This window comes from Tahibacter sp. (genome assembly GCF_035481375.1).
In the GTDB taxonomy this organism is placed as follows: Bacteria; Pseudomonadota; Gammaproteobacteria; order Xanthomonadales; family Rhodanobacteraceae; genus Tahibacter.
Map to the genome: position 1 here is coordinate 1 of NZ_DATIGT010000266.1, position 25,245 is coordinate 25,245.

The window sequence follows — 25,245 nt, forward strand, 5'->3', positions numbered from 1 at the left end:
CCGGCTCCGCCCGGACGGATTACTGCGCCGGAACGAAACGCTTGTGCAGCGCGTCGAGCTCGGCTTCGTAGCGGTTGATCTGATAGCGCTCGCGCAGCACGTTCTCGCCTTCGACGAAGTCGTGCACGAAGTCGACGCTGATACCGGAGTTCGCCTCGCCGACGGCCCAGGCCGGGCGGTACCGGCACGGATGCACCGACATCACGGCGTAGTGGCCGTCGCTGTCGTTCTGCGCCGGCGCCCCCAGCCAGTCGAGCTTGCCGTCGACCTGATCCTGGCAGTCAGCGAGCGTATTGGCGGAGATCACGTACGTGCCCGGCGTGTTGACCCACTGCCCCGGATTCAGGACCGCCGGCGTGATGTGCTGGAAGTAGATAGTCGCGACATAGGCGCTGCTCGGCTGGGCCTGTTCGGCCTGGACCGAGGCGGCGCCGAACACGGCAAGGGTTGCTGCGGCGATCAGACGGATACGACGAGTCGACATGGAGAACTCCGTGAGGGGTGGGAAGTCCTCGGCCGAGAGGCGGCCGGGGGCGTCGGCAACCCTAGGAATCCCGCCGATTCGGCGCGAGCAAATCCGGGGACCAAGTGCGGACGAGCCGGGACGGTGCGGGCCGAAACGTCGGCGAATGTGCTTGCTGCGGTTGATGTTTTTCCACGCACCGGAAGCGCGGCCCAGCGACCCGGAGCCCCGATCCGGCCGCGGCCGTCGCCGTTCAGCCGTACCGGATCAGCGACTTACGCCGATTCCTGCCCGCTTTGATCCCTGGTAGGCGCTTGCGCACGGACGGCCGTTCGCCGTCTGATGCGCGAACGGGCATCGGATCGGTTCCACGGGGGATTTGCCATGACGCTTCGCCTGCTGCTTTCGGCCTGCCTGCTCGCCGCGTGTGCCGGCGCCTGCGCGCACGGACCAGCCCCTGCCGAGCGCTGGTGCTCGGTCGGCGTGCCCATGAACGTCGCATCGTTCGGCTATTCGCAGACCGACATCTACGACTACCACAGCTGCCTGGAAACCGGAGTCAACTGCACCTCCGCGATGCCGCCCGAAGCGGGCTGCACGCTCGCGACCTGCGGCGAGTTCGACGACGACTACGGCAAGGCGAACCGGCTGGCCTACAACTACTGCGCGACCTTCGAGACCTCGACGTCGCCCGGCGGCATCGGCAGCACGCGGGCACACGTCCAGTCGCCGCAGACCTACCTGGACCCGTCGCATCATTCGGCGTATCAGGCGCTGTCCGGTCTCTACGGCGTCTGTCAGCGCTGCGTGGCCGCGAGCAACACCGTCGGCCGCTGATGTCGCCGAAGTCCGTCAAATCAGACGGTTAACACGATTCCTTCCCGCATTGGCCCGGTCCGGCGCTTGCGCGCCGGGCCGGCGCCGTCGAACGATGGCCTGACGGCGGACGCACTCGCGACCGCCGCCATCGCATCGCCGGCGCCGGGGGGCGCGGCGTGTTTCGAACTCTCGAGGACATCGCAATGAAGCACCACGCCGCTCTGGCCCTCTTCCTGTTCGCCGCGAGCCTGCCGGCCGCGGCCCATAACATCCTGCCCGGCGTCGACTGGTGCGTCGGCGGCAAGGCGATCGAAATCGGCGACATCGCGTTCGGCGGCACCGACACCAAGAGCTACAAGCAGTGTCTGATCCGCAGCGCCGCGCAGCCGCAGCCGTTCTGCCGCCTGTCGACCTCCGTGGTCTCGACCAAGCCGTGCCCCGCGCAGACCTGCGGCGAGTTCGACGACGACTACCGCGCGGCACGCCATCTCGCCCAGAACTACTGCGACGAACTCCCGGCCGTGACCGATCCGGACTCACCCTACTACGGCATGCAGACGGTGCCGATCTTCACCGGCCCGGACGAACTGACCGACATGTCGGCCCACCATTCCACCTACGAGGTCGACGACGGCGTGTTCGGTGCCTGCATGATCTGCGTGAGCAATTCCGTGCGCTGATCGCGGCCGCGCACGGCCGGCGCGCGATCGCGCCGGCCGGCCGCCGGCCTCACAGCAACGCGCGCCGCCGCAGGCTGGCCTGCACGGTCTCGGCGCGCGTGCGCAGCAATTCGCGTTCGTCCATGTCGAGGCGGCACTCCGACAGCACGTAGAACGCCGTGCGCAGCACTTCGCGCCAGCGCGGCTGCCGCGGCAGCTTGGCCAGGCTCAGATACCGCTCCATCGCACGCACGCGCAGCCGCCCCTCGTCGATCGTCACGCGCCAGACGCGGCTCTTCTCGGCAAGGTCGATGCGCGTGCGGCCGCTGACGCGCTCCCAGATCTCGACCGCATAGACCATCAGTTCGACGAGCTGGCGCCGGAAGCGCTCGTTGTCGACTTCGGCCGGCGCGTCGTCGAGCGGCGTCTCCTCGAACGGCACGAGTTCCGCCGCCGGAGCGGGTTCGCCCGCCTCGGTCTCGCCGTCGCGCGCCGCGTCGGTCGCGATCGGCACGACCTGCAGCACGGCGATGTCGCCGTCGGTCGGCAGCACGCCGAGGCGCGCGGCGACGGTCGCAGCCGGCAGCCGCAACTGCAGCGGCACGTCGGCGTCGTGGTCTTCCAGCTCCGACAGCGCGCGCTCCAGCGTCTCGCGCGACGTCGCATCGAGCAGGTCGGCGAACGGCGTACCGAGCGCGGCATCGCGCGAGCGTCCCAGCAGTTCCGCGGCGCGCGCGGTCAACGCGACGAGCGTGCCGCCCGCATCGATCGCGAACAGCGCGGCGTCGCCGCGGTCGAGCAGCGCCTGCACGCGCTCGCTGTCGGCGCGCAGCGCCGCCGCGGCGCGACGGTAGTGGTCGGTTTCCGCCGCGAGCTGCGACTCGCGCACTGCGGCGGCGAGCTGGCTGCGCTGGCGCGCGCGCAGAAACAGGCCGGCGACGAGCAGCAGCACGACGAGCGCGCAGGCGAGCCCGAGCTGCAACTGGGTCGTGCGCTGCTGCAGCGCGAGCGCGGCGAGGCGGTTCTGCGTTTCGAGCTTCTCGATCGCGCGCTCGCGCTCGGCCACGTCGAATTGCACGCGCAGCTGCGCCAGGCGCCGGTCGTGCGCCGCATCGCGCAGGCGCGTGTCCGCGTCGTGGTAGGCATCGAGCAGCGCATAGGCCTGCCCCGCATCGCCGGCAGCCCGCGCCGCTTCGGCGTTCGCACGCAGCAGCGGCACGCGGTCGGCCGAATCGTCGGCGACGCGGTCGAGCACGCTGCCGAGCACGTGGCGCGCGGCGACCGGATCGCCGTCGGCGCGATGCAGCCGCGCGAGCTGCACCGCGAGATTCGGCGGCAGCGGCAGCGACAGTTCACCGGCGAGCGCCTGCGCGCGCGTCAGCGCCGCGCGCGCGGCCTCGACGCCGTCGCGATCGAGTTCGATCGCGGCAAGGCCGACCTGTGCGCGCAGTTCGTCGGCACGCGCGCCGAGGCCGCGAAAGGTTTCGATGACTTGGCGATAGACCGCGATCGCTTCGGCAGTCTCGCCGGTCTTCACGAGCACCGCGGCGAGACTCTCGCGCGTATGCGCGGCATCGCGCGGACGGGCGTCGCGGTCGTGCTCGGCCAGCGCCTCGACATAGCGCTTCTTCGATTCGGCGAGGTCGCCGAGATCGCGGTAGAGATCGCCGAGATTGTTGTACAGCGCGCCCAGCTGCCGGTCGTTGCCGCGGCGCTTGAGTTCGAGGCTCGCGAGATACGCATCGAGCGCGCCGTGATAGTCGCCGATGCGCCGCAGGGTGTTGCCGAGATCGTTCCAGCTCTGCGCGACCGACGTGTCGTCGGCATGCGCGAGCGCGAGTTCGCGCGCGACGCGGAACTGCGGCAGCGCCTCGGCATAGCGCTCCTGGCGATAGGCCAGGATGCCGCGCCGCCGTGCGAGCCGGAAATCGTGCATCCAGCGGCCGGCCTCGACCGGCATCGCCGCGACGCGGTCGAGCGTGGCCGCAGCCTCGGCGAACGCACCGGTGGCGATCTGCGCGTCGCTGCGCCGGAACAGCATTTCTTCGGCCAGCTCGCCGTCGCGCAGCGGGTCGAGCGCGGCGTAGGCGCGCTCGCAGACCGCGATCGCCTCCTTGGGCTGCGGCTGCTGCAGATCGCGGCACTGCGCGACGAGTGCGTCGCGCGCATCCGCATCCGCGGCGGCGGCCTGCCCGGCTGCACACGCCGCCGCCAGCAGTGCAGCGCCGCAGATACAGGCCGTCGACGCGCGCCGGCGCCTCATGCGGCGAGGAAGTTCGCCAGCATCTTGTGGCCGTGCTGCGTCAGGATCGACTCCGGATGGAACTGCACGCCCTCCACGCGCAGCTCGCGATGCCGGAAACCCATGATCTCGTCGACGCGGCCGTCGGCATGCTCGGTCCAGGCCGTCGTCTCGAGACAATCGGGCAAAGAATTCTTTTCCACAACCAGAGAGTGATACCGCGTCGCCTCGAACGGATCCGGCAGCTCGCGGAACACGCCCTGCCCGGTGTGCCGGATCGGCGAGGTCTTGCCGTGCATGATCTGCGCCGCGCGCACGACGTTGCCGCCGAACGCCTGGCCGATGGCCTGATGGCCGAGGCAGACCCCGAAGATCGGAATGCGCCCGCTCAGGTCCTGCAGCAGCTGCAGCGACACGCCGGCCTCGTTCGGCGTACACGGCCCCGGCGAGATCACGATGTGGCTCGGCTGCGCCGCGGCAATCTGCCCGACCGTCCATTCATCGTTGCGTACGACCTTGACCTCGCAGCCGAGCTCGCCGAAGTACTGCACGAGATTCCAGGTGAAGCTGTCGTAGTTGTCGATCATCAGCAGCATGGGACGCGTAGACCTTCTTTCGTTTGTGGGGCCGCCGCCGTGGCGCCGTCTGCCGGACTGAGAATCCGCATGGCACGGGCGCATCGCGACGCGCATCAGCTTACCCGAGCCCGGGGCACCGCCTAAGTCACGAAACCGCATGATAGAGGCCAGGGACCCGGCGTCGCATCCGTCCGCACGCGACAGTCCCGCAACGACATTCCCCCGACATCCGCCTCGCATCATCGTCCGCGACCCGATGCCGGATCCGGCCGGCGGATCGCCGCGTTGCCGGCGCGATCGCCGACAGCGAGGTTCAAGGACTCTCCCCCGAATGAAGCGTGCTCTTCTCGTGCCGGCAGGCGCGGCTCTACTGGTCGTCGCGTTCGTTCTGTTCGCTCGTGCCGGCACCGACGGCGCCGTCGCGCCGAAGCCCTCGGCGCCGCCGGTGCTGGCGGTCACACTGACGCGCGCAGCGGTCTCGACGATGCCGGTTCGCATTCCGGCGAGCGGCACCGTCGCGGCCTGGCAGGAAGCGAGCGTCGGCGCCGAGAGCGACGGTCTGCGGCTCGTCGGTATCGAAGCCGATGTCGGCGACATCGTGCGGCGCGGACAGGTGCTCGCGCGTTTCGACGCGGCCGTCGTCGAAGCGGAACTCGCCGAGGCGCGCGCGTCGGTTGCGCAGGCGCAGGCCGAGCGGGTGCAGGCCGACACCAACGCAACGCGCGCGAAGCGTCTCGACGTGCGCGGCGCGCTGTCGACGCAGCAGGTCGATCAGTACGTCGCGGCCGCGAACACCGCGCGTGCGCGGCTCGATGCGGCGCGGGCCGTCGAGGCGCGGCATCGGTTGCGACTCGCGCAGACGCGCGTGCTCGCGCCGAGCGACGGCATCGTCACGTCGCGGACGGCGACGGTCGGCGCGGTCGTTCCCGCAGGGACGGAACTGTTTCGCCTGATCCGCGACGGCCGGCTCGAATGGCGTGCGGCCGTCGGCAGTGCCGACCTCGAAAAGCTCGCGCCCGGGCAGACAGCGACCATCGAATTGCAGGGCCGCGCAGCGATCCGCGGCACGCTGCGAACCATCGCACCGGTCATCGACGCGGCGACGCTCAGCGGCCTGCTCTACGTCGACCTGCCGCCTGACAGCGCACTCCGCGTCGGCGCGTTCGTGCGCGGCCACGTCGACGCCGGCGAGGCGACGGCGCTCACGCTGCCGCAAAGTGCCGTGCTGCTGCGCGACGGCTTCGCCTACGTCATGCGCGTCGGACCCGCGTCGAACGTCGTGCTGACGAAAGTCGCGCTCGGGCGGCGCGCCGGCGATCGCATCGAGATCGCCGCGGGCATCACCGCGGCCGACGCGGTCATCGCGTCGGGCCTCGGCTTTCTGAGCGAAGGCGACACGGTCAGCGTGGTCGGCGAATCATGAGTCTCGACGTCTCGGCCTGGTCGATCCGCAATCCGGTCGCCACGACCCTGCTGTTCGTGCTGCTGACGCTCGCAGGCGTCGGCGGATTTCTCGCGATGAAGGTGCAGAACTTTCCGGACATCGATTTCCCGATCGTCACCGTGACCGCGGCGCTGCCGGGCGCCTCGCCGCCGCAGCTCGAGAACGACGTGGCGCGAAAGATCGAGAATGCGCTTTTCAGCGTTCGCGGCATCAAGCACGTGACGAGCGCGCTGACCGACGGCGTCGCGACGATCACGGCCGAATTCCATGTCGGCAAGCCGGTGCAGGAAGCGCTGGACGACGTGCGCGACGCGGTCGCGGGAACGCGCGCGAACCTGCCGGCCGACCTGCAGGATCCGGTCGTCCGCAAGCGCGAGCTCGCGGCCGCGCCGGTCGTGACGTTCGCCGTGTCCTCGGCGCACCGCGACGACGAGGCGCTGTCGTGGTTCGTCGACGACCGGGTCGCGCGGCGTCTGCTCGCGATTCCCGGCGTCGGCGCGGTGGCGCGCGTCGGCGGCGTCGATCGCGAACTGCGCGTCGACCTCGATCCCGAGCGGCTGCTCGCGCTCGACACGACGGCGGCCTACATTTCACGCCGCATCCGCGCGCTGCAGCAGGAGGCGTCGGGCGGGCGCGTCGATCTCGGCGGCGCCGAGCAGTCGGTGCGCACGATCGCGACCGTGACGTCGGCGCAGGAGCTGGCTGGCCTCGACCTGTCGCTCGAGGACGGGCGCCGCATCCGTCTCGACCGCATCGCCGAGGTATCCGACGGCACCGCCGAGCCGCGCTCGCTCGCGCTGGTCGACGGCACGCCGGTCGTCGCGTTCGACGTGCTGCGCGCGCGCGGAGCCGGCGAGATCGAGATCGCCGATGCCGCGCGAAAGGCCCTGCGGGCACTGCAGCGCGCCCATCCGGACGTCGTCTTCACCGAAGCGGTGAATCACGTCGATCCGATCGCGGAGAACTACGACGGTTCGATGCTGCTGCTCTACGAAGGCGCGGCGCTCGCGGTGATCGTCGTGTTCCTGTTCCTGCGCAACGGCCGCGCGACGCTGATCGCGGCAGTCGCGCTGCCGCTGTCGGCGATTCCGACGTTCGCCGTCATCCATCTGCTCGGATTCACGCTGAACACGGTGTCGCTGCTCGCGCTGTCGCTCGTGGTCGGCGTGCTCGTCGACGATGCGATCGTCGAGATCGAAAACATCGAACGCCATCTGCGCCTGGGCAAGACGCCGCGGCAGGCCGCGGCGGAGGCCGCCGGCGAAATCGGGCTCGCCGTGATCGCCACGACGTTCACCTTGATCGCGGTATTCGTGCCGACGTCGCTGATGGGCGGAACGGTCGGCCGCTACTTCGTGCAGTTCGGCTGGACCGCGGCCGTCGCCGTGTTCTTCTCGCTCGTCGTCGCGCGCATGCTGACGCCGACGATGGCCGCCTATTTGCTGCAGACACCGGCGACGCATCGCGCGGAGCCGCGCTGGATCGCGTTCTACGCGCGCTGCGCGCAGGCCTGTCTGCGGCATCGCGCCGCGACGCTCGGCGGCGCGGTGCTGCTGATCGGCGGCGGGCTGCTCGTCGCCGCGCACCTCCCCGGCGAATTCATTCCGGCCGACGACGGCCATCAGACGCGCGTGACGATAGACCTGCCGCCCGGCAGCACGCTGCGCGACACGCAGGCCGCCGCGGAGCGCGCGCGACACATCATCGGCACCGTTCCGCATGTCGCGTCGGTCTACACCGCGATCGGCAGCGGCAGCCGCGCGGGGGCGACCGATCCCGACGAAGACGGCATGCAGGCGGCGAGCGTGACGAACGCCGTTCTCACGGCGAACCTGACGCCGCGCAGCGAACGCGGCGGCGTCACGCGCCAGGCGATCGAGCGCCGGCTGCGCAGCGCGCTCGCGCCGCTGCCCGGCGTGCGCATCAGCGTCGGCAGCGATGTCGGCAGCGACGGCTATGAACTCGTGCTCGCTGCGGAAGACGGCGAGCTGCTCGCGCACCATGCAAGCCTCGTCGAGCGCGAGCTGCGCACGATTCCGGGCGTCGGCGCGGTCAGGTCGTCGGCGAGCCTGGTTCGGCCCGAACTCGTCGTGCGCCCCGATTTCGCGCGCGCTGCGGAACTCGGCGTGACTTCGGCGGCGATCGCCGAGACGCTGCGCATCGCGACCTCGGGCGACTACAGCCAGTCGCTCGCGAAACTCAATCTGAGCGAGCGGCAGATTCCGGTCGTCGTGCGGCTCGCGCGCAGCGGCCGCAATGACCCCGACCTGCTGCGGCGCCTGCCGGTGCCCGGCGCGCGCGTGCCGGTGCCGCTCGAAAGCGTCGCCGATCTCGATATCCGCAGCGGCCCGGCGGAAATCACGCGCCGCGACCGCATACGCAACGTCAACCTGACGGTCGAACTCAACGGCCAGCCGCTCGGCACGGTCGAAGCGGCCGCCGCCGCGCTGCCGAGCCTGCGCCACCCGCCGCGCGGCATCGCACACTCTGCCGCCGGCGGCGCCGAGGCGATGGACGAACTCGCGACCGGCTTCGCCGTCGCCATGCTCGCCGGCGTGTTCTGCATCTACGCGGTGCTCGTGCTGCTGCTCAAGGATTTCGCGCAGCCGGCGACCGTGCTCGTCGCGCTGCTGCTGTCGATACCGGGCGCGTTCCTCGCGCTGTTCGCGACGGGATCGAGCCTGTCGATGCCGTCGCTGATCGGGCTGATCATGCTCATGGGCGTGACGACGAAGAACGCGATCCTGCTCGTCGACTACATCGTCATCGCGCGCCGCGACCACGGCCTGGACCGGCGGTCGGCGATCGCCGACGCGTGCCGCAAGCGCGCGCGGCCGATCGTCATGACGACGATCGCGATGGGCGCCGGCATGCTGCCGATCGCGCTCGGCTTCGGCGCCGATCCAAGCTTCCGCGCGCCGATGGCGATCGTCGTGATCGGCGGACTCGTGACGTCGACGATCCTGTGCCTGCTCGTGATCCCGGTCGTCTACAGCGGCATCGACGATGCGGTCGCCTTTATCCGGAGGCGTCGATGAACGCTGCAGGGTGGAACGCGGCACCGGGCCCGACGCGTTCGGGCGGCATTGCCGCGATCCGCGAATGCTGGATGCAGATTCGCGACGAAGCGGTCGCGCTGTATCGCGCCGGAACCATCGACGCGGCGACGAACCTGATTCCGATGCGGCGCGGCGAGCCGCGGCTCCGCGGCCTCTCGGCCGCAGGCTGGAAGCAGTTCCATGTCTGGCAGGGTCAGCCCGGACGCTTCGCGCGGCGGCTGTGTCCGGCTACCGTTGCGATCGTGGAACGCGTACCGGCAATCCGCGGCGCGATGTTCTCGATACTGCCTCCCGGCGCGGATCTGCGGCTGCCTTTCGATCCGGCGGCCGGCTCGCTGCGCTATCACCTGGGCCTCGAAACGCCGAACTCGGAGCGCTGTTTCATCACCGTCGACGGCACGCGCCGCACGTGGCGCGACGGCGAAGACTTCATCATCGACGAGACGCGCGCGCACCACGCGGCGAACGCGACCGACGGCCCGCTGCTGATCCTCGTCTGCGATCTCGACCCGCGTGTCGACGCGCGGATCGACGCGCGTTGCGGACCACCTCCGGTGGCAGACCTGCACGCGGCTGCTATCGTTCGCGCAGGCGGCACGCGTCCGCGACGTTCCGCGCTGCTGCGCGTTTTCCGACTTCCGTTCCGAACGGTCACCCGCGAGCCAGCGCCGTGAGCAAAGAACCTCTCTCCATCCTGATCATCGAAGACAACGCGCAGCTAGCGGCCAATCTCTACGACTATCTGGAGGGCTGCGGACACAGCCTCGACGCGGCGCCCGACGGCCTGTCCGGCCTGCATCTCGCATCGTCGCGCGACTACGACGCGATCGTGCTCGACTGGAACCTGCCGCGGCTCGACGGCCTGACCGTGCTGCGCCGGCTGCGCGGCGAAGCGAAGAAGAAGGTGCCGGTCATCATGCTGACCGCGCGCGACCAGCTTGCCGACAAGATCGACGGCTTCGAATCGGGCCTCGACGACTACCTCGTCAAGCCGGTTGCGCTGGCCGAGATCGAAGTCCGGCTGCGCTCGCTGGTGTCGCGGCTCAGGCAATCCGCGGCGCCCGACGAACGTGCTCGTCGTCGGCGATCTGCGCTTTCATGTCGGGACGCTGGAGATCCACCGCGGCGGCCGGCGCATCGCACTCAGCCGCACGGGTCGCCGGCTGCTCGAACTGCTGATGCGCGAGAGTCCGCAGGTCGTCACGCGCGCGCGCCTGGAGCGCGCCGCCTGGGGCGACGGCACGCCCGGCACCGACCTGCTGCGCTCGCACATGTACGTGCTGCGCCGCGCGATCGAAACCGACGCGGAAAAGCCGCTGCTGCACACCGTCGCAGGTTCCGGCTACAGGCTCTGCGACCTTGAGTAGGTTCGGCTCCCTGGTCGGTTCGCCGCGCAGCCTGCACTGGTGGATCAGCATGGCGCTGATCGTATTCGGCATCGCAATGGTCGCCGCGCTCAGCGTGCAGGCCTTCAGCAGCCAGCGGCTCGTCGAGCACAAGGTCTGGCGCGATCTGCTGGAATCGCTGAGCGCGGATTTCTCGACGCGCGTACGCAACGGCGATCGCGCGTCGCTGCCGGGCACGGGCGTCATCCGCGCGTGGTACGTCGAACCGGCAAACGGCGCGTGGCCGGCCGCGGGCCATCTCGCCGCGCTGCCCCCGGGCTACTACTCGTCGGAAGGATTCACCGACGTGTTCCTGACCGTCGAAGGCTTCTCCGACGCGTTCTCGCCGGGCGAGAGTTTTCATGCGCTGATCGCCGACGTGCCGCCGGGACGCCTCGTCACCGTCATCGACATCACCGAACTCGAGGATCAGCAGAATCTCAATTCGCTGCTCAGCGGGCTCTGGGTATTTGCATTGCTGTTCTACATCGTCGGCGTGATCGCATGGCTGCATGCGAATCTCGTGCGGCCGGTCCGGGACCTCGCCGAACGCATGCAGACGATCGACCCGGGGACGGCCGGCGCGCGGCTGCCGACGACGTATCGCCGCGAGGAAATCCAGGTCATCGCCCGCGCGAGCAACGCGCACCTCGAACGTGTCGAGCGCTTCATCGAGCGCGAACGAAGCCTGCTCGACCAGGCCAGCCACGAATTCCGCACGCCGATCGCCGTGATTTCGGGCGCGGTCGACGTGCTCGCGCAGCAGGCGTTGCCGGATTCCGCGAAGCCCGCGCTCCAGCGCATCGAAGGCGCGGTCGAGGATCTGTCGGAAACCATGGTCGCCCTGCTCTACCTCGCACGCGAGGCCAGCGCCGCCGACGCCGCGGCCGACGTCACCGCGCTGCACGAACTGCTGCCCCGGCTGATTCGCGACCACGAGCATCTGCTGCGCGGCAAACCCGCGCAGCTGCGCATCGGCGACCTGGAACCGACCTTCATCGGGGCGCCCGAAGCCATGGTCCGCATCGCGGTCAGCAATCTGCTGCGCAACGCGATCGAGAACACCGACGCCGGGCACGTCGAGATCGCGCTGTCCGCAGGCGTCATCGCGGTCGCCGATTCGGGCAGCGGCTTCAATCCGGTAGAAGCCGCGCGGCGCTATCGCGAAAGCCTGCGCCACTCGGCGCCGGTCCGCGGACAGGGACTCGGCCTGTTCCTGATCGGCCGCATCTGCGACCGCTTCGGCTGGAAGCTCGCGATCGAACCCGTCGTCATGGGCGGCACGCGCGCGACGCTCGACGTCGGCGCGAGCGTACTCGCGCTGTAAAGCGCGCATTCACGGAAACGCCGCCGGACACGACATTTCGGCGACATCGCCGCTTCATTCTGGCGCAGAGGCCTGCCGTCGCGACGCACGCAAAGGCCCGCATGAAATTTTCCACACTGAATGAGGTCCGGCTTCCCATGATGAAATTTCTGTGGCCCGCGTTGCTGACCTATCTGTCGTGCGGCGCCGCCGCGCAAGCGGCCGGGAGCGACGACGATTCGCCGGACGGCCCGCCGCGCGGCTGGCAGCTCGGCGTGGCGACCGTCGTCTCCGACAGCGTCTATGCCGGCGAAGGATCGCGCGTGATTCCGATTCCGCTGATCGCCTATCAGGGCGAGCGTTTTTACTTTCGCGGCATCTCGGCGGGCTGGAGCCTGTTCGGCATGGAATCCTTCGAAGTCGCGGCACTCGCGAAGCTGCGCTTCGACGGGTTTTCCGTCGACGATCTCGGCCGCGAGGAACTCGCCGCCAACGGCCTCGACTACCGGCTGCTCGAAGACCGCGACAAAGCCGTCGACGTCGGCCTCGGCCTGAAGTGGCGCGGTGCGGCCGGCGAGGTCGAGCTGGAACTGCTGGCCGATGCGACCGACAAGAGCGGCGGCCAGGAGATCTCGCTGCAGTACGGCTACCCCTTCGACCTCGGCGAAGGCACGCTGACGCCGACCGTCGGCGTCAACTGGCTTTCCAAGGACATGGCGAACTACTACTACGGCACGCTCGACGAGGAAGTCGCGCGCGGTGTCGTCGACTACAAACCCGGGTCTGTCGTTATTCCGCATATCGGCGTTTCGTATTTTCGCCCGCTCGGCGAAAAGTGGACGTTGATGTCGCACCTGAAGTACAGCAGTCTGCCCGACGAGATCACCGAAAGCCCGTTCGTCGAGCCGGACACCGACGGCACGGCCTCGGTGTTCATCGGCTTCTCGCGCGCGTTCTGACGCGCGGTGCGGCGGCGGCACGTCGATTTGTCGCGCCGCCGCACCGCCAGCTCCCGTACAGCTTCGCCGCGGCAGTCTCGGCCACGGTCGTGATGGTCGTTCCGGGGGAAGCGAGCAGCGACGGCGTGCCTCGGGCACGCCTGACCCCGACCCCGCGCGATCCGCGTTCCGGCTTCACCACCCGCCAAGGATCCCGCGCCATGAAGCTCCTGTGGAAAGGCCTGCTTGCCGCTGCCACACTGCACGCTGGCGCCGCTTTCGCGCTGCAGCCGCTCCCACCGCAACGCCCGCCGCAGGTCTGGCTCGACCCGTCGCACGCCGCCGAACCGGTGCGCCTGCAGGATGTCGCGATCGACATCCGCATCCAGGGTTTCGTCGCCAGCACGCAGATCGACCTGACGTTCTTCAATCCGAATGCGCGCGTGCTCGAAGGCGAGTTCGTGCTGCCGCTCGCCGAAGGCCAGAGCATCACCGGCTATGCGCTCGAAGTCGAAGGCCGCCTGCGCGAAGGCGTCGTCGTCGAGAAGGAAACCGCGCGCGTCGCCTACGAGACCACGGTGCGCCGCGGCATCGATCCGGGTTTCGCCGAACTGACCCAGGGCAACGTATTTCGCACGAGGCTCTATCCGCTGCCGGCGCACGGTACGAAGCGCGTACGCGTCGCGTTCGATCAGCCGCTCGTCGATGCGGGCAAGAGCTATCGCTATCTGTTGCCGCTCGCGTTCACTGCGCCGCTTGCGCGCTTCAAGGTCCATGCCGAAGCCGTGCGCGGCGATGCGCCGCCGGCCGCGAGCGGCCGCGGCGCGCTGAGCTTCGAGCGCTGGCAGAATCGCTTCGTTGCCGATCTGGATCGCACCGATTTCCTGCCCGAACGCGAACTCGCGTTCGACCTGCCGAAGCCTGCGACACCCGTCACCGTGTTCAACCTGCCCGACCGCGGGCAGCCGCAGTGGCGCCGCTTCGCCGCCCAGGTGCAGTCCGCGCCGCCGGCGAATCTCGCGCCGGCCGCGGCGCCGCGCCGCATCGCGCTGTACTACGACGCGTCGGGCAGCGCCGCGACGCGCGAGCGCGAACGCGAACTCGCGTCCTCGACACCTGGCTCGCGCGGCTGCGCAACGTCGAGGTCGACCTCGTCGCGTTCCGCAACGAGCCCGACGCACCGCGCCGCTTCGTCGTGCGCGACGGCGACAGCCGCGAGTTGCGCGGCGATCGAGGCGCTGCCGCTCGACGGCGCGAGCGCCTACGGCGCGCTGCGCGTCGACACATCGGTGAAACCCGATCTCGTGCTCGTGATCGGCGATGGGCTCAGCAATTTCGGCAGCGGCGAACCGGTCTGGCAGACCGACGGATTCACGCCGCGACTCGTGTTCGCGCACGCGGCACAGACCGTCGACCACGCACGGCTGACGCGCTGGGCCAGGCGCGCCGGCGGCCAGGTGCTGAACCTGCTCGCGCTCGACGACGCCGCGGTGATCGCGAACCTCGACCGTCCGCGCTGGGCGCTGCGCGCGACGCGTGTCGTGCGCGGCGAGTGCGCGGATCTCGCGCCCGCGGCACCGCAGCCGGCCGGCGCGACGTTCTCGCTGTACGGCCGCTGCAGTCCCGACGCGGAACTCGAACTGCGCTTCGGCGACGGCGGCGGTGCGTCGCTCGTGCGCACGATCGCGCCCGCAGCCGGAGAGGCGCTCGACGCCGTCCGCGGCGCGTTCGTCGAGCGCCTCTGGGCGACCGCGCGCATCGCCGATCTCGACGACGCGCCGCAGCGCGACCGCGACGCGATCGTCGCCCTTTCCAAGACCCATGGCGTCGTCACGCGCGATACCTCGCTGCTCGTGCTCGACCGCATCACGGACTATGTGCGCTACCGCGTGCAGCCGCGCGAACCCGATCTCGCCGCGCAGTATCACGCGTTGATGGCGAGTTCGAGCCAGATCCAGACCGAAGCCGGCGCGCGCGACCAGCATCGCGGCCGCGTGCTCGTCGACTGGCAGAGTTTCCGCACCTGGCACGAACGTCCGCACGCCTGGCTCGACACGCTGCTCGAGCCGGCCGCCGAACTCGAAGTCGTGCGCTGGGAAACCGCACCGCAACTGAGCGACGACAAGGCCGGCCAGAAACTCGCGCGCGAGATCGCACACGAGGCAGCCACGCTGAGAAAGCGCCGGGCCGGCGGCAGTGCCGGCCAGACCGCGCCGGCAATCTGGAAGCGTGATGCCGCCGCGCTGATGCTGCGTCTCGACACGCTGCGCCAGCGTCGCCTCGAACGTGCGCCGACTTCCGATGCGATCACGCAACCGCCGGTCCGCGAGGAACGTCCGGCGCGCATCGGCGGAGGCGGTGCGCGCGCCAAGATGACCGTGCAGATGGCGCCGCCGGCCATGGCGCCCGCGCCCGCTGCCACGGAAGCCGCCGCGCCCGCGCGCGCCGACGACGTGCACATTGCGGCACAGGAAAGCGCGCGGGACGCCGATGGCGGCACACCCGGCAGCGCCGAACTCGGCATCGTGCTGCGCGAATGGGATCCGCAGACGCCGTACCTTGCGCGGCTGCGTGACGCGAAGGACCCATATGCGGCCTACTTGCAGGAGCGCCGCGAGCAGGCATCGACGCCGGCCTTCTTCCTCGACTGCGCGAACTATTTCCACAACGAGGCAAAGGACGCTCGCCTCGCGCTGCGCGTACTGTCCAACCTGGCCGAGATCGACTTCGAGAGCGCGCCGCTGCTGCGCGTGCTCGCCGCACGCCTGCAGCAGTGGAACCGCTTCGACCTCGCCGTGCCGCTGTTCGAGCAGGTGCTGACCTTGCGCGGCGAGGAGCCGCAGAGCCGCCGCGATCTCGCACTCGCGCTGTCGCACCGCGAGCGGCCCGACTTCGTGCGCGCCGTCACGCTGCTCTGGGAAGTCGCGGACCGCCAGTGGGACGCCCGCTTCCCCGAAGTCGAAATCATCGCGCTGCACGAACTCGGCGACGTGCTCGCGCGCGCACCGACCGCGCAGCGGCCCGCGCTGGACGCACTGACGAAGCGGCTCGGCATTCCGCCGGCGCTGCTGGAACCGCTGCCGGTCGACCTGCGCGTCGTGCTCGGCTGGGACGCCGACAACGTCGACATCGATCTCTGGGTCGTCGATCCGCTCGGCGACGTCGCGATCTTCCGCAATCCGCGCACGAAGACCGGCGGCCACCTGAGCCGCGACTTCACCGGCGGCTACGGCCCCGAGGTGTTCACGATCCGGCGGCCGATTCCGGGCACTTACGTCGTGAAGACGCACTACTTTTCGAGCCGGGCGCAGAAGCTCACGGGCGCGGTCACGCTGCAGCTCGAATTCCTGACGCGCTTCGCGAGCGGCGACAGCCGGCGCGAGGCGGCGACGCGCCGTCTCGACGACGTCAACGGCGAAATCGAGATCGGCCGGTTCACCGTCGGGGCAGAGTGAGTGCGAGAGGACTACTGACGACGATTTCCCGCGGAGGCCGCCGCGACGAGCCGGCACTCCGCAGGAGTCGATTTCCCGATTTCCACAAACAAACTACGCGACGGCGCGGGTCCCCGCGAAACCGCGGAACCCCGGCGATGGCCTCACCCCGCGCGCCGCGGAAACAGCGCCGACAGTCGCTGCGGCAGCGCCTGCAGCGGCGGATGCGCGGCGGCCCGCCGCGACGGCGATCTGTCCGAGTCGGCGGGCTCGCCGTCCTCGTCGTTCGCCGCGGAGCGCGCGGCGACGCCGGGATAGTCGGCGGCGGCAATGGCCGCGGTGTAGTTCGCAAACGTCGGCTCAGGCTCTTCGGCGTACCTGTCGGCCGCCGCGCGGTGTGCGGCGGCGAGCCGCGCCGTGACGTGGGCCGGCAGGGCGTCGATGCGCGTGCGTGCCTGACGCGGCGGTCCGACGCGCGCCAGCAGCGCCGAGATTTCGCCGGCGGACAGCGCATTGAGAATCCGCGCGATCGCGGCGACGTCGTGCTGGACGAAGAACGCGACGCCGTCGTCGGTGCCGACCGCGCGTGCGCCGAAGGCGAGCGAGAGTCCGCAGATCGGGCTCGACCGCGGCGCCCACCAGAGCGCACGCCGCGCCGATTGCGCGACGCCGAGGTCGAACAGCGGCTTCAGCAGTTGCTTGAGCGGCGAGAATCCGTAGCGATAGCTCGGATCGAGACCGATCTCCGACAGCACGAGCGTGTCGCGTTCGCCGAGCGCGGCCGCAACGGCGCCCCAGTCGCGCTCGGCGACGGCGGCGAGGCTCGGCAGCAGGCGCAGCGAAGCCAGCGCTTCGGTGCCGGCCTCGACCCGACCCCAGGCATAGCCGCCGGTGACGTGCCTGCCGGCGCCGAGCACGACGGCGCAGGCGCGCGGACCGAGTTCGCGGCGCAGCCGCTTGCGCACGTCATCGGCCGTCGTGCCGACGAGCCCGGGCGTGGACATGCTGAGCGCTTCGGCGAGTTCGCAAAGCGAGTCCGCATGACCGCGCTGCTCCATCGCCGCGAAGTTCATGAACACGCCGGCGGCGTTGGCGGTCTCGGCCGCAGCGACCTTGCGCAGGCGCCATGCCTGCCAGACCCAGTACAGCCGCGTCCGCAAATTCGAACCCGTATTTACCGCTGCCGTCGAAGTTTTCACGTGACGCCCCTGCCCATGTCGGTTGCATGACATGGTCCGTGTACGCGCCGTCACACGCGAGTCAACAATCGTTGCAAGCGGTACAGGTTTACAAAGCGACACGATTGCATTGATCCGCTTTGCCGGCGAACGGCTTTTTGGCGAACGCGGCGGCGGAAAACGTCCGGGGGTGGCATGCGCGTTCGAGGTTCGCCGGGCCGCTTGAACGCGGGCGCGAACACCGACGAACCGCCCGGCGAAGCAGAGCAGCGTTGTGAAGCGAACCGATCAGAGCCCACCGACCGCCTGAGCGACTGCGCGAAACAGCGCACGCCCCTTGTTCATCGTCTCGGCCCATTCGGCTTCCGGGTCCGAGTCGTAGACGATGCCGGCACCGGCCTGCACATGCAGGCGGCCGTCCTGGATCACGGCGGTACGGATCGCGATGGCGGTGTCGCCGTCGCCCCACCAGCCAATGTAGCCGACCGCGCCCGAATAGATGTTGCGGCGCACGGGTTCGAGTTCCTGGATGACCTCGAGCGCGCGGATCTTCGGCGCGCCGCTGACCGTGCCGGCCGGAAAGCTCGCGCGCAGCACGTCCATGTAGCTGAGCCCGTCGGCGAGATCGCCTTCGACCTGCGAGACGATGTGCATCACGTGCGAATAGCGCTCGATCGCGAAGCGCTCGGTCACCTCGACCGTGCCCGTGCGCGAGATGCGGCCGACGTCGTTGCGGCCGAGGTCGATCAGCATCAGGTGTTCGGCGCGCTCCTTCGGATCGGCGAGCAGTTCGGCTTCGAGCGCCTGGTCCTGTTCCGGCGTCGCGCCGCGCGGCCGCGTGCCCGCGATCGGGCGCAGCACGACGCGGCCCTGCTTCAGGCGCACGAGGATTTCCGGCGACGAGCCGACGATCTGGTAGCCGCCGAGATCGAGGAAGTACATGTACGGCGACGGATTCAGCGAACGCAGCGCACGGTAGACGTCGACCGGACGCGCGCGGAACGGCACGCTCATGCGCTGCGACAGCACGACCTGGAACACGTCGCCGGAACGAATGTATTCCTTGCTTTTTTCGACCGCGCCGATGAAGCCCTCGCGCGTGAAGCCGGAAACGAAGTCGCTTTCATCGAGCAGCTTCGGATCGAGCACGTCCGGGTAGCTCGACCCCGAACGGCGCAGGCGGAAGCTCAGTTCGTCCAGACGCCGCACCGCGCGCGCGTAGGCCCGCGGCTCGGACGGATCCGCATGCACGATCAGGTACAGGCGTCCCTTGAGGTTGTCGAACACGGCGACTTCCTCGGACAGCATCAGCAGCGCATCGGGCGTGCCGAGCTGGTCGGGCTTGTCCCAGCCGGCCAGCCGCGGCTCGATGTAGCCGATCGTCTCGAAGCCGAAGAAGCCGACGAGGCCGCCGCTGAACGCCGGCAGCTGCGGCAGGCGCGGCACGCGGAACTGCCGGCGCAGGGTTTCGATGTCGTGCAGCGGATCGGCGAGCTCGCGCGTTTCCACGACGTCACCGAGTTCCGACACGGTCAGCGTGTTGCCGCGCAGCGAGTACACGCGCCGGCACGGCAGGCCGATGATCGAGTGACGCCCCCAGGACTCGCCGCCCTCGACCGATTCGAGCAGATAGGTGTACGGGCCGTCGGCCAGCTTCAGATAGACCGACAGCGGCGTGTCGAGGTCGGACAGCACTTCGCGCACGAGCGGTATGCGGTTGTAGCCGTCCGCGGCCAACGCCTGGAATTCGTCCTGGGAAATCACGGCACATCTCTGCGGGCAGGGCCGTTCAAGATAACAAGAGACGGCGGGGGGCGAAATCGTGGGGTGGAATAAGGCCGCGAATCGGGAATCGTAAGCGCCAACGGAGCGCCTTCGGGGGCGGCCAGACCGCGGCCGGGTGCAGGCCAGTGAAGAAGTGATCAGTGTAGAGAAGTGAGAAACGAGTAAAAACGGAACGCACCGGCTGGGAACTCGTTTCCCTCCTCTCCACGCTTCGCTATCGAAGACATCCGCATCGGCGGCGACGGGCCCCCTTGCGCCGGCCTGCGCAAACGCCGGGATGCCGCAACGCCTAATGCCTCGTCCGACGGCGCGACGGCGGCAGCTCGCCCGCCATGCCGCGCAGACGCAGGCTGAACTCCACGCCTTCGCCGCTCGCGAGGTTGTGCGCGGCGGCGCTGCCGCCGTGACGTTCGGTGACGAGGCGCACGACGTACAGGCCGAACCCGAGGTGCGGCGCCTCGCCGCGCGAGGGGCCTTCGCGCAGGCTCACGAGCGAGTCGAACAGGCGGCCCTGCATCGCGAGCGGCAGTTCCGGGCCCTGGTTGGCGACGCGCAGCAGGACGCCGTCGGGCGTGACGTCGAGCGCGATGCGGATCCAGCCGGTTTCCGGCGTGAACGAGCGCGCGTTGTCGAACAGCTTGTCGAGCGCCTGCGCGATGAGTTCCGGCGCGCCGTGCATCGGTACCGGCTGCGCCGGCACGTCGCAGTCGACGCGGCGCGGTGCGGCGAGCGGGCGGTAGGCGTCGGCGCAGCCGCGCACGACCTCGGCAAGATCGAAGTCCTCGGCATCGGCCGAGGCGATCGCACGCTCCATGCGGCTCGATTCGCTCATCGCACGGACGATGTGCGTGAGGCGGTCGACGCCGTCGCGCGCACGTACGACGTAGGCGCGCGCGTCGGAGGAGATCGGATGGTGCTCGAGGTTGTCGAGCGAGGACTTCACGATCGCGAGCGGCGTGTGCAGTTCGTGCGACAGCTTGGACGCGAGCGTTCGCAGGTAGTCCGTATACGCGCCGACCGCGTCGAGCAGCTGCTGGAAGCTGCGCGCGAGATCGCCGAGTTCGTCGCGCGTGTCGGTCAGCGGCACGCGGCCCTGGATGCGGCCGTCGGCGGCGAGTGCGCGCTCGGCACCGTCGCGCAGGCGCCGGATGCGCACCGACAGCCAGGTCGCGAACACGAACAGCACGCCGCCGGCCAGCAGCAACGCGGCGACGCTGATCACGGCGAGGCGCTGCAGCGCGGCGTCGGTCAGCAGCGGCAGCGCGGTGTTGACCTGCTCCAGCACGATCGCGCCGCGCGTCTCGCCGCGCACCTGCAGCGGCAGCGCGGCAACCAGCACGACATCGCCCTGGCTTGCGCCGGCGCGCCAGCTCGTCGACGGCACGCCCGACAGCGCCTGCCAGAGTTCGGCCGCGTCGAGCCGCGGCCTGCGTTCGGCGAGTGCGCGCGTGCCCTGCAGCGCGGGTGCGATCAGCCAGCGGTACGACCAGCGCGCGAGTGCGGAGGGTTCCTGGGCCGGCGCGGCCGCGACGACGTCGAGTCCGCCGCTCTCGGCGAGCAGCCAGCCTTCGCCGCTGACGAGCCGCGCGCGCGTCGCCTCCGGCGCGAACTGCGCGAGTTCGTCCGCGAGCGCTTCGGAATAGGCCAGCAGCGGCAGGCGTTCGAGCGCGACGACGCTGTCGCTGCTGCCGCCGGCATCGACGAGACGCAGCGAGATCCGCTCGGGCCGCTGCGCACGCGGCAGGCGCAGCTCGACGCGATAGCCGGCCGCGTCTTCCTGCCACTCGCCGTTGAGCGTCAGCGGCAGGCCGGCGCCGTCGGCGCCCTGCGCGACCGCGTCGAACGACCCCGGCGCGGCGCTCGCGATCAGATAGCTGCGTTCGGCTGTCGCACGCACGAGGCCGAGTTCGACGCGATCGGCCAGCCGCACCTGTACGTCACGCGCATCCGCGCGGCGCCGCGTCGTGTCGCGCACTTCGATCAGCAGATAGAGCCAGCCCGCGTCTTCGGCCAGCGTGAGCTTGAGCTTCTGCGCATCCTGCGGCGGGCCGAGGTTCTGCGAATAGCCGCGCAGGTCGAGCCAATCGTCCGCATAGCCGTCGATCTGCAGCGGCGTCTCCAGCGCATGCACGTAGAGCGCACCGCCGGGCGGCGGCAGCTCGGCGTTGATCGCCGCGAGACTGCGCGCGAGCGCCTTGCCCGAGGCGATCAGCGTCTGTTCCTGCCCCTGCCGCAGCAGCACTTCCATCTGCCGCACGAACTGCCAGCCGGCCCAGGGCAGGGCCAGCATCGCGAGCGCGACGAGCAGGAGTTTGCGGCGCAGGGACATGGGAGGAAATAGAGGTCAGGAGTTGGTGGCTAGAGGGAAGGCGTGGCACCGCTTCTCCGCAGACGCCGGCGTTGCGAACAAAAAAGCTTTGTCCACGAGTACCGAAGTACCAAAGCGATCGGCACAGCACCTCTATTCACTGGCCGCTCACCTCGACTTTCTGCTTTCAAGGCTTCCAGCGATACCCCACCCCATGCACGGTATCGATCGCATCGAACTCTGCGTCGATCGCGAGAAACTTCTTGCGGATCCGCTTGATGTGCGACGTGATCGTCGCGTCGTCGACGACGACCTGCGCCTCGCGCATGAGCTGGTCGCGGTTCTTCACGTGGCCGGGGAAGCGCACCATCGTGTGGACCATCCAGAACTCGGTCACGGTCAGCGGCACTTCCTCGCCGTTCCAGGTCACGCGCATGCGTTCCTGTTCGAGCTTCAGCGGACCGTGCGCGATGACGCTTTCGGATTCGGCCGGCTTGCGCAGCGCGTCGATGCGCCGCAGCAGCGCGCTGATGCGCGCGGCGAGCTGGTGCAGCGACACATCCTTGGTCAGGTAGTCGTCGGCGCCCAGGCGCAGGCCCGAGATCACGTCGAGATCCGAATCGCGCGCGGTCAGGAACAGGATCGGCAGAGTCGCCGCCCGCGTGCGCAGCGCGCGGCAGAGGTCGAAGCCGCCTTCGGGTTCGTCGCCGAGGCCGACGTCGATGATCACGAGTTCCGGCAGCCGCAGCGCGAACGCCGCCTCGGCCTCGGTGCGCGAGGCGTAGCCGCGGACTTCATAGCCGAAGCGCGTCAGCGCCTCGACGTAGTTGGCGCGGATCAGCGGTTCGTCTTCGACGATGGCGATGCTGCGGGGCATGAGGCGGACTCGTATTGGCTGGGCCGACTGTATCGGCCCGGCGCGACCGGCCGCAACGCCGCCGCGACGATTGCCCGCGAATTGCCAGAAATCGTTGCTGGAATGTCCGTCACGCTCAGCAGACCGGCCGCAGCCGGCGCTTCAATGGCCACACCGACCCGGGACACCGTCATGCAGAACCGCAACGCCGAACCGCCCAACGCCGAACTCAAGAGCAGCTTCGAACCGCTGCGCGTGATCTTCGCCGTCGGCGCATTGCTGCTCGGCTTCCTTGCGGCGCTGCAGGGCGGCTGACCGGGCCGGACCCATTCCCGCCTTGAAGGTCGCCCCATGGACGTCTGCCTGCCCGAAGAACTGCTGCGCCTCTCCGGCGCCCACGATGACCACGACACGCCGTCGGCCGCCGACTGGCTCGGTGCCGAAGCCTGGATTGCGCCGGTCGCCCCGCAGCGCAAGCCCCGCGCCCCGCGCACGGCGCGCCAGGACGATCCGACCTGGGCGGTGGTGTGACGGCGATCGGGGCTGCCGCAGGGCGGACCCGATGCCGAAAAGACAGTAACCAGGGGTAGTGTTCAGGAACTTGAGGGCGATGCCGGCATCGTCCTGTTCCTGAACACTACCCTCCAGTTCTTCACGTGGATCGTTTCCGCGAACCGCAAGTCGCGAACGCCAGTCCGCAAACCGCCACATCTGCGCGGCAAACCGCCCGCGCTGCGCAACGCCGGCTCCATCTGACGCCACGAATCTGCGCCCACGGCAACCGCCGTCTTTTTTACCGGGCGCATCATGTATACGACGCTACGCTTCGTCTTCGCCGCGGCCGTGCTGGCCGCGGCCGCACTCTTCCACGTGGCCCGCGCCGACAGCGGCGCGCTGCATGCCACCGACGCCGGCGGCAGCCGCCTCGAGGTCGCGAGCCTCGACACGACGGCCGAGCTTGAGATCCACGGTCTCGTCGCCCAAGTGCGCGTGAAGCAGCGCTTCCGCAACGACGGCGCGCGCTGGCAGCAGGGCGAATACGTGCTGCCGCTGCCCGCAGGCGCCGCGGTGCATGCGATGACCCTGCGCGTCGGCAACCGCCTCATCGTCGGCGAGATCCGCGAAAAGGACATCGCGCGCAGCGAGTTCGCGCAGGCCGTCGCGACCGGACGCAAGGCGAGTCTCGTCGAGGCGCAGAGCGCGAACCTGTTCCGCACCGCGATCGCGAACGTCGCGCCCGGCGAAACCGTCGAGGTCGAGGTCGGCTACTGGCAGCAGGTCGATTTTCGCGACGGCGCGTTCTCGATCGTGTTTCCGCTGACCTACACGCCGCGCTACGGCGCGGCCGGCGATCCGGCCGCGGTCGAGGACGCCGATGCCGCGGCCCGCGCGGCGACCGCGGCGCACGTCGGTCCGCCGACCGTCGTGATCACCGCAACGCTCGATGCCGGCGTGCCGCTGGCGCGCGTCGAATCGGGCACGCACGCGCTCGCGATCCGCGAAAACGGCCGGCGCTACGCGATCCGCCTCGCCGACGACGTCGTCGCTGCGGATCGCGACTTCGTGCTGCGCTGGACGCCGAAGCCGTCGGCGACGCCGACTGCCGCGCTCTTGCGCGAGCACGCCGGCGACGAGCAGTTCGCGCTGCTGATGCTGCTGCCGCCGACCCAGCCGGCGGCGCCGCTGCCGCGCGAACTCATCCTGGTCATCGACACCTCGGGCTCGATGGAAGGCAAGTCCATCGTGCAGGCGCGCGCGGCGCTCGATCTCGCGCTGCAACGCCTGACGCCGCGCGACCGCTTCAACGTGATCCAGTTCAACTCGGTCACGACGCCGCTGTTCGATCGCGCGGTCGAGGCGGCACCCAAGGACGTCGCGCTCGCGCGCGACTGGGTCGCGCAACTGCGCGCGACGGGCGGCACCGAGATGCTGCCGGCGCTGGAACTGGCGCTGCGCGACGACGCGCCGTCCGGCTATCTGCGCCAGATCGTGTTCGCGACCGACGGCGCCGTCGAACAGGCCGACGCGCTGTACCAGACCATGGAAACGCAGCTGCGCGATTCGCGCCTGTTCCCGGTCGGCATCGGCAGCGCGCCGAACGCGCAGTTCCTGCGCAAGGCCGGCGAACTCGGCCGCGGCAGTTCGCTCGTGATCCGCGACCTCGACGCGGTCGACGAGACCATGGAAAAGCTGTTCGCGAAGCTCGACCGGCCGGCCGTGCGCGATCTGCAATTGAATCTGCCGGCCCAAGCCGAGATCTATCCGCAACGCCTGCCCGATCTCTATCACGGCGAGCCGCTGCTCGCGATCGCGAAACTGTCGGCGAATGCGGCGTCCGGCCGCGCGCAGGTCGAAGGCCAGCTCGCCGGCGCAGCCTGGTCGCAGCCGCTGTCGCTCGACCTGCGCGGCAACGCGCAGGGGCTGGGCCGCCTCTGGGCGCAGCGCAAGATCGAAGCGATCGAAGACGCGATGCGCCGCGGCGGCGACGAGAGCGCGCTGCGCGGCGACCTGGTCGCGGTCGCGCTGCGCTACCATCTCGTGAGCCGCTACACGAGCCTCGTCGCCGTCGACCGGACGCCGCAGCGGCCCGCCGACGAAGCGCTGGAGCAGGTCGCCGTCGACAACGCGCTGCCCGACGGCAGTGTCGCGTTCGCGCAGACGGCGACTTCGTCGAAGCGGTGGCTCGCGCTCGGCCTGCTCGCGCTGCTGCTGGGCTTCGCGCTGCGCGAACGCAACGGTGCGCTGCGGTGAGCGCCGTCCCGCGCCGCCGCCTGCGCGGCCTGCTGCTGGC

18 protein-coding genes and 1 pseudogene are annotated in these 25,245 nt (G+C 69.9%); 12 read left to right on the forward strand and 7 right to left on the reverse strand.

Translation table 11 applies throughout. The features are described from left to right. Positions 1-19 precede the first annotated feature (19 nt). Positions 20-484: a hypothetical protein gene (locus VLF18_RS17305; protein ID WP_325280877.1), complete on the reverse strand. Its 465-nt coding sequence runs from the start codon at positions 482-484 to the stop codon at positions 20-22. Between the two features lie 363 nt (positions 485-847). Here VLF18_RS17305 and VLF18_RS17310 point away from each other — a divergent pair, with 363 nt between their 5' ends. After that, positions 848-1,300: a hypothetical protein gene (locus tag VLF18_RS17310; RefSeq protein ID WP_325280878.1), complete on the forward strand. Its 453-nt coding sequence runs from the start codon at positions 848-850 to the stop codon at positions 1,298-1,300. Positions 1,301-1,485: 185 nt separating this feature from the next. Further along, entirely contained in the window at positions 1,486-1,962 is a 477-nt protein-coding gene (locus VLF18_RS17315; protein ID WP_325280879.1) for a hypothetical protein, read from the forward strand. A 49-nt stretch (positions 1,963-2,011) separates the two neighbouring features. Here the strand turns inward: VLF18_RS17315 and VLF18_RS17320 are convergent, their stop codons facing one another. Both VLF18_RS17320 and VLF18_RS17325 read right to left on the reverse strand, forming a co-directional pair. Next, positions 2,012-4,204 carry a tetratricopeptide repeat protein gene (locus tag VLF18_RS17320; protein ID WP_325280880.1) on the reverse strand — a complete coding sequence of 731 codons (2,193 nt, stop codon included), beginning with the start codon at positions 4,202-4,204 and terminating at the stop codon, positions 2,012-2,014. Further along, a complete protein-coding gene (locus tag VLF18_RS17325; RefSeq protein ID WP_325280881.1) occupies positions 4,201-4,779 on the reverse strand; it encodes an aminodeoxychorismate/anthranilate synthase component II in 579 nt (192 codons plus the stop codon). The genes VLF18_RS17320 and VLF18_RS17325 overlap by 4 nt, the downstream gene beginning before the upstream one ends. 313 nt (positions 4,780-5,092) lie before the next feature. On the opposite strand from VLF18_RS17325, the gene VLF18_RS17330 reads away from it, so the two are divergent. The 7 genes and pseudogenes from VLF18_RS17330 to VLF18_RS17360 all read left to right on the forward strand — a co-directional run bounded on the left by VLF18_RS17330 (position 5,093) and on the right by VLF18_RS17360 (position 16,348). Beyond that, on the forward strand, positions 5,093-6,184 hold the full coding sequence (locus VLF18_RS17330) for an efflux RND transporter periplasmic adaptor subunit (RefSeq protein ID WP_325280882.1): 1,092 nt from the start codon (positions 5,093-5,095) through the stop codon (positions 6,182-6,184). Further along, positions 6,181-9,243: an efflux RND transporter permease subunit gene (locus VLF18_RS17335; RefSeq protein WP_325280883.1), complete on the forward strand. Its 3,063-nt coding sequence runs from the start codon at positions 6,181-6,183 to the stop codon at positions 9,241-9,243. Before VLF18_RS17330 ends, VLF18_RS17335 begins: the two co-directional genes overlap by 4 nt. Next, entirely contained in the window at positions 9,240-9,938 is a 699-nt protein-coding gene (locus VLF18_RS17340; protein WP_325280884.1) for an aspartyl/asparaginyl beta-hydroxylase domain-containing protein, read from the forward strand. The genes VLF18_RS17335 and VLF18_RS17340 overlap by 4 nt, the downstream gene beginning before the upstream one ends. Beyond that, positions 9,935-10,631 (forward strand): annotated as a pseudogene (locus VLF18_RS17345) (response regulator transcription factor). The gene VLF18_RS17340 and the pseudogene VLF18_RS17345 overlap by 4 nt, the downstream one beginning before the upstream one ends. Then, complete coding sequence (locus VLF18_RS17350; protein ID WP_325280885.1) at positions 10,624-11,976, forward strand: HAMP domain-containing sensor histidine kinase; 1,353 nt, start codon at positions 10,624-10,626, stop codon at positions 11,974-11,976. The pseudogene VLF18_RS17345 and the gene VLF18_RS17350 overlap by 8 nt, the downstream one beginning before the upstream one ends. Before the next feature lie 140 nt (positions 11,977-12,116). After that, positions 12,117-12,914 (forward strand): MipA/OmpV family protein, encoded by a 798-nt coding sequence (locus VLF18_RS17355; RefSeq protein WP_325280886.1) that lies wholly within the window; start codon positions 12,117-12,119, stop codon positions 12,912-12,914. A 200-nt stretch (positions 12,915-13,114) separates the two neighbouring features. After that, on the forward strand, positions 13,115-16,348 hold the full coding sequence (locus tag VLF18_RS17360; protein ID WP_325280887.1) for a VIT domain-containing protein: 3,234 nt from the start codon (positions 13,115-13,117) through the stop codon (positions 16,346-16,348). Positions 16,349-16,491: 143 nt separating this feature from the next. Here VLF18_RS17360 and VLF18_RS17365 read toward each other — a convergent pair whose 3' ends face one another. From VLF18_RS17365 to pdsR, 4 genes are all read right to left on the reverse strand, one after another. After that, a complete protein-coding gene (locus VLF18_RS17365; protein WP_325280888.1) occupies positions 16,492-17,526 on the reverse strand; it encodes a hypothetical protein in 1,035 nt (344 codons plus the stop codon). 267 nt (positions 17,527-17,793) lie between these two features. Further along, entirely contained in the window at positions 17,794-19,269 is a 1,476-nt protein-coding gene (gene trpE / locus VLF18_RS17370) for an anthranilate synthase component I (RefSeq protein WP_325280889.1), read from the reverse strand. Between the two features lie 310 nt (positions 19,270-19,579). Beyond that, positions 19,580-21,619, reverse strand: coding sequence for an ATP-binding protein (locus VLF18_RS17375; protein ID WP_325280890.1), 2,040 nt, complete (start codon positions 21,617-21,619; stop codon positions 19,580-19,582). 166 nt (positions 21,620-21,785) lie between these two features. Further along, positions 21,786-22,475: a proteobacterial dedicated sortase system response regulator gene (pdsR, locus tag VLF18_RS17380; protein ID WP_325280891.1), complete on the reverse strand. Its 690-nt coding sequence runs from the start codon at positions 22,473-22,475 to the stop codon at positions 21,786-21,788. 144 nt (positions 22,476-22,619) lie between these two features. Between pdsR and VLF18_RS17385 the strand changes: the two genes are divergently transcribed. The 3 genes from VLF18_RS17385 to VLF18_RS17395 all read left to right on the forward strand — a co-directional run bounded on the left by VLF18_RS17385 (position 22,620) and on the right by VLF18_RS17395 (position 25,205). Next, positions 22,620-22,769, forward strand: a complete 150-nt coding sequence (locus VLF18_RS17385; RefSeq protein ID WP_325280892.1) for a hypothetical protein — start codon at positions 22,620-22,622, stop codon at positions 22,767-22,769. Positions 22,770-22,805: 36 nt separating this feature from the next. Next, positions 22,806-22,985, forward strand: a complete 180-nt coding sequence (locus VLF18_RS17390) for a hypothetical protein (RefSeq protein WP_325280893.1) — start codon at positions 22,806-22,808, stop codon at positions 22,983-22,985. 276 nt (positions 22,986-23,261) lie between these two features. Continuing rightward, positions 23,262-25,205, forward strand: a complete 1,944-nt coding sequence (locus VLF18_RS17395) for a marine proteobacterial sortase target protein (protein WP_325280894.1) — start codon at positions 23,262-23,264, stop codon at positions 25,203-25,205. The last annotated feature ends 40 nt before the right edge of the window (positions 25,206-25,245 follow it).

Bases quoted from the DNA above. Each gene is read 5' to 3' on its own strand.
- VLF18_RS17320 (WP_325280880.1), bottom strand. From the start codon at position 4,204: ATGAGGCGCCGGCGCGCGTCGACGGCCTGTATCTGCGGCGCTGCACTG.
- VLF18_RS17395 (WP_325280894.1), top strand. From the start codon at position 23,262: ATGTATACGACGCTACGCTTCGTCTTCGCCGCGGCCGTGCTGGCCGCG.
- VLF18_RS17330 (WP_325280882.1), top strand. From the start codon at position 5,093: ATGAAGCGTGCTCTTCTCGTGCCGGCAGGCGCGGCTCTACTGGTCGTC.
- VLF18_RS17335 (WP_325280883.1), top strand. From the start codon at position 6,181: ATGAGTCTCGACGTCTCGGCCTGGTCGATCCGCAATCCGGTCGCCACG.
- VLF18_RS17385 (WP_325280892.1), top strand. From the start codon at position 22,620: ATGGCCACACCGACCCGGGACACCGTCATGCAGAACCGCAACGCCGAA.
- pdsR (WP_325280891.1), bottom strand. From the start codon at position 22,475: ATGCCCCGCAGCATCGCCATCGTCGAAGACGAACCGCTGATCCGCGCC.
- VLF18_RS17360 (WP_325280887.1), top strand. From the start codon at position 13,115: ATGAAGCTCCTGTGGAAAGGCCTGCTTGCCGCTGCCACACTGCACGCT.
- VLF18_RS17340 (WP_325280884.1), top strand. From the start codon at position 9,240: ATGAACGCTGCAGGGTGGAACGCGGCACCGGGCCCGACGCGTTCGGGC.
- VLF18_RS17390 (WP_325280893.1), top strand. From the start codon at position 22,806: ATGGACGTCTGCCTGCCCGAAGAACTGCTGCGCCTCTCCGGCGCCCAC.
- VLF18_RS17325 (WP_325280881.1), bottom strand. From the start codon at position 4,779: ATGCTGCTGATGATCGACAACTACGACAGCTTCACCTGGAATCTCGTG.
- VLF18_RS17315 (WP_325280879.1), top strand. From the start codon at position 1,486: ATGAAGCACCACGCCGCTCTGGCCCTCTTCCTGTTCGCCGCGAGCCTG.
- VLF18_RS17355 (WP_325280886.1), top strand. From the start codon at position 12,117: ATGAAATTTCTGTGGCCCGCGTTGCTGACCTATCTGTCGTGCGGCGCC.
- VLF18_RS17375 (WP_325280890.1), bottom strand. From the start codon at position 21,619: ATGTCCCTGCGCCGCAAACTCCTGCTCGTCGCGCTCGCGATGCTGGCC.
- VLF18_RS17310 (WP_325280878.1), top strand. From the start codon at position 848: ATGACGCTTCGCCTGCTGCTTTCGGCCTGCCTGCTCGCCGCGTGTGCC.
- VLF18_RS17305 (WP_325280877.1), bottom strand. From the start codon at position 484: ATGTCGACTCGTCGTATCCGTCTGATCGCCGCAGCAACCCTTGCCGTG.